The 2,947-nt window shown below is 70.5% G+C and carries 5 protein-coding genes; 3 read left to right on the forward strand and 2 right to left on the reverse strand.

Going from position 1 to position 2,947, the window contains the following annotated elements:
- The first annotated feature begins 235 nt into the window (after positions 1 to 235).
- Positions 236 to 580: a BrnA antitoxin family protein gene (locus FV228_RS25315; protein ID WP_147857069.1), complete on the forward strand. Its 345-nt coding sequence runs from the start codon at positions 236 to 238 to the stop codon at positions 578 to 580.
- Between the two features lie 12 nt (positions 581 to 592).
- Here FV228_RS25315 and FV228_RS25320 read toward each other — a convergent pair whose 3' ends face one another.
- Both FV228_RS25320 and FV228_RS25325 read right to left on the reverse strand, forming a co-directional pair.
- Positions 593 to 823, reverse strand: a complete 231-nt coding sequence (locus FV228_RS25320; protein WP_147857070.1) for a hypothetical protein — start codon at positions 821 to 823, stop codon at positions 593 to 595.
- 14 nt (positions 824 to 837) lie between these two features.
- On the reverse strand, positions 838 to 1,134 hold the full coding sequence (locus tag FV228_RS25325) for a succinate dehydrogenase assembly factor 2 (protein ID WP_147857071.1): 297 nt from the start codon (positions 1,132 to 1,134) through the stop codon (positions 838 to 840).
- A 204-nt stretch (positions 1,135 to 1,338) separates the two neighbouring features.
- Between FV228_RS25325 and FV228_RS25330 the strand changes: the two genes are divergently transcribed.
- Together FV228_RS25330 and pncA are read left to right on the forward strand one after the other, a co-directional pair.
- Positions 1,339 to 2,316, forward strand: coding sequence for a quinone oxidoreductase (locus FV228_RS25330; RefSeq protein ID WP_147857072.1), 978 nt, complete (start codon positions 1,339 to 1,341; stop codon positions 2,314 to 2,316).
- Entirely contained in the window at positions 2,313 to 2,939 is a 627-nt protein-coding gene (gene pncA, locus FV228_RS25335) for a bifunctional nicotinamidase/pyrazinamidase (RefSeq protein ID WP_147857073.1), read from the forward strand. The genes FV228_RS25330 and pncA overlap by 4 nt, the downstream gene beginning before the upstream one ends.
- The last annotated feature ends 8 nt before the right edge of the window (positions 2,940 to 2,947 follow it).

Raw genomic sequence — 2,947 nt, forward strand, 5'->3', positions numbered from 1 at the left:
AACCTCATCCGCACCGCATCCGACACGGACAGCCTCAAGACCCGCAGAAAAGCCGCCGCTTGGAACCACGACTACCTCAGAGCCATCGTCACTCAGACCGCCTGATCCCCTTCAAGCGATCGCCCTGCGCTGGGCGGCATTTTCACTGTCGTCTTCACTGTCGTCTACACTATGCGCGGACCGGTTACGTGGCTCATCACCGCTTGGCCCGCGAACAGGAAGGAGCGCGCACGCTATGGCGAACGCTGATGCGATCACGTTCATGAGCCTGGCGGATGGAACGCTGCTGCAACGCCATCCCGATGGCGCGTTCCGGCCCGTGGTTGCCGAGAGCGACCGCGCCAAGCTCGCGGCTCTTACAGAGGACGAGGTCGAGCGCATGAGCGCGACTGACCTAGACCACCCCGGCCTCGACGATGCCTTCTGGGAACGTGCGGCCTCGCCCCCCACTCAGGAAGCCGTATCGATCAAGCTCGACAGCGACGTCCTGCAATACTTCCGAAAAGCCGGCCGCGGCTACCAAGCCCGGATCAACGCCGTGCTGCGGAACCACATGCGGGCGGCCGGGAAGGGGCGCTAAGCCCCCTCGACTTCACGCGTCAGCCCCGACGATCTCCGCCAGCGCCGCCTCGACCCGGCCGCGGAAGAAGTCGGCGTTGGGCATGGTCTCGGTCATCGCGGCGGCCCGACTGGTCGCCTGCCGCAGGATCTCCGCGCGCAGCGCCGGGTCGTCGCGCTCCATCATCTCCAGCATGATGCGCACCACGAGTTCGGTCGCGATCGACCGGGCGGGGTGGTCGTAGGGGGGCTTGGGCTCGTCCATCGCGCGCTTTCGTGTCAGGAATGGATCGGTGCGTCGTGCCGGTGGAACGCCCGCACCCGGCGCCAGACCGCGGTGTCGTAGTTCGACGGCGTCTCGGCCTCGCCGGTGAGCCACTTGAACAGGTCGCGGTCCGGCACCTCGATCAGCGCCTCGAACTCGGTGAGTTCCGACTCCGACAGGGTGCCGATCTCGGCGTCGGCGAAGCGGCCCATGATCAGGTCCATCTCGCGGATGCCCCGGTGCCAGGACTGGAACAGAAGGCGGCGGCGGCGCGGGTCGAGGTCGGCGCTGGTGCGGGTGGTGCCGGACATTTTTTGGGACTTCCGGTCGGAGGGTGGTCGGCCTCAAGATAGGCGGCGCGGGGCGCCGGATCCAGGATCCGGGTTTCAGATCGGGCCGCAACCGCCGGGCGAACGGCAAAAAGCGATTGCCTCCCGCGGGTGCTCCGTTATCTCGAGTCCGCGATGTCCCGGCGCAACGGGGCCGGCGCAACGGGGCTTGAGCGGAGTACGACGATGCCGAAGGCGATCCGGGTCTACGAGTACGGCGGCCCCGAGGTGATGAAGTTCGAGGACGTGCCCCTGTCCGAGCCGGGCCCCGGGCAGATCCGGGTCAAGCAGGCCGCCATCGGCGTCAACTTCATCGACATCTACTTCCGCACCGGCGCCTACAAGTCGCCGCACCTGCCCTACACCCCCGGCAAGGAGGGCGCCGGCACCGTCACGGCGGTGGGCGAGGGGGTCTCGAACATCAAGCCCGGCGACCGGGTGGCCTACGGCTCGGTGCCGGACGGCTGCTACGCCGAGGAGGCGGTGATCCCGGCCGCGGCGGCGGTTCCGATCCCCGACGGCGTCGACGAGACAACCGCCGCCGCCATGATGCTCAAGGGCCTGACCGCCGAGTACCTGCTCCACCGGACCTACGCGGTGAAGCCCGGCGACACGATCCTGTGGCACGCGGCCGCCGGCGGCGTCGGCCTGATCGCCTGCCAATGGGCCAAGCACCTCGGCGCCACCGTGATCGGAACCGCCGGCAGCCCCGAGAAGGCGGCGCTGGCCAAGCAGAACGGCTGCGACCACGTCATCCTGTACCGCGAGGAGGACGTCGCCAAGCGGGTGCGCGAGATCACCGGCGGCAAGGGCGTGCCGGTGGTCTATGACGGCGTCGGGCAGGCGACCCTGATGGGCTCGCTCGACAGCCTCGCGCCGATGGGCCTGCTGGCGAGCTTCGGCTCGGCCTCCGGTCCGATCACCGGCCTCGACCTCGGCCTGCTCGCCCCGCGCGGCTCGCTCTACGTCACGCGGCCGACGCTGGCGACGTTCTCGTCGAACCGCGCCACCCTGGAGGAGGCGGCCGCCCGCCTGTTCAAGGCGGTCGGGGACGGCGCCGTGAAGATCGCCGTCAACGCCACCTACCCGCTCGCCGAGGCGCAGACCGTGCACCGGGACCTGGCCGGACGCGAGACCACCGGCTCGATCGTGATGCTGCCGTGACACCCGGCGCCGCCGACCTGCTCCTCGTCATCGACGTGCAGGTCGACTTCCTGCCGGGCGGGGCCCTCCCCGTCCGGGACGGCCACGCGGTGGTCGCGCCGATCAACGCGCTCCAGCACCGCTTCCGCCACGTGGTGCTGATGCAGGACTGGCATCCGGCCGACCACGTCTCCTTCGCCGACAGCCATCCCGGGCGGGCCCCGTTCGAGACCGTGGCGCTGCCCTACGGCCCGCAGGTGCTGTGGCCCCGGCACTGCGTCCAGGGCAGCCCGGGCGCGGGCTTCGCGCCGGGGCTGGCCACCGACCGGGCGAGCCTGGTGGTCCGCAAGGGCCTGGACCCCCGGGTCGACAGCTACTCGGCGTTCCTGGAGGCCGACCGCATCACCCGCACCGGGCTTGCCGGCGCGCTGGCGGAACGCGGCATCACCCGCGTCGTCCTGTGCGGCCTCGCGACCGATTTCTGCGTGCTCTGGAGCGCGCTGGATGCCCGCGATGCGGGCTTCGAGGTCCGGGTGGTGGAGGATGCCGTGCGCGGGATCGACGTGGACGGCTCCCTCGCCCAGGCCTGGGCCCGGATGGAGGCGGCCGGCGTGCGCCGGATCGGGTCGGCCGAGATCGCGTAGCGCGTCAC

This window comes from Methylobacterium sp. WL18, from assembly GCF_008040015.1.
In the GTDB taxonomy this organism is placed as follows: Bacteria; Pseudomonadota; Alphaproteobacteria; order Rhizobiales; family Beijerinckiaceae; genus Methylobacterium; species Methylobacterium mesophilicum.

Bases quoted from the DNA above. Each gene is read 5' to 3' on its own strand.
- FV228_RS25315 (WP_147857069.1), top strand. From the start codon at position 236: ATGGCGAACGCTGATGCGATCACGTTCATGAGCCTGGCGGATGGAACG.
- FV228_RS25320 (WP_147857070.1), bottom strand. From the start codon at position 823: ATGGACGAGCCCAAGCCCCCCTACGACCACCCCGCCCGGTCGATCGCG.
- FV228_RS25330 (WP_147857072.1), top strand. From the start codon at position 1,339: ATGCCGAAGGCGATCCGGGTCTACGAGTACGGCGGCCCCGAGGTGATG.
- FV228_RS25325 (WP_147857071.1), bottom strand. From the start codon at position 1,134: ATGTCCGGCACCACCCGCACCAGCGCCGACCTCGACCCGCGCCGCCGC.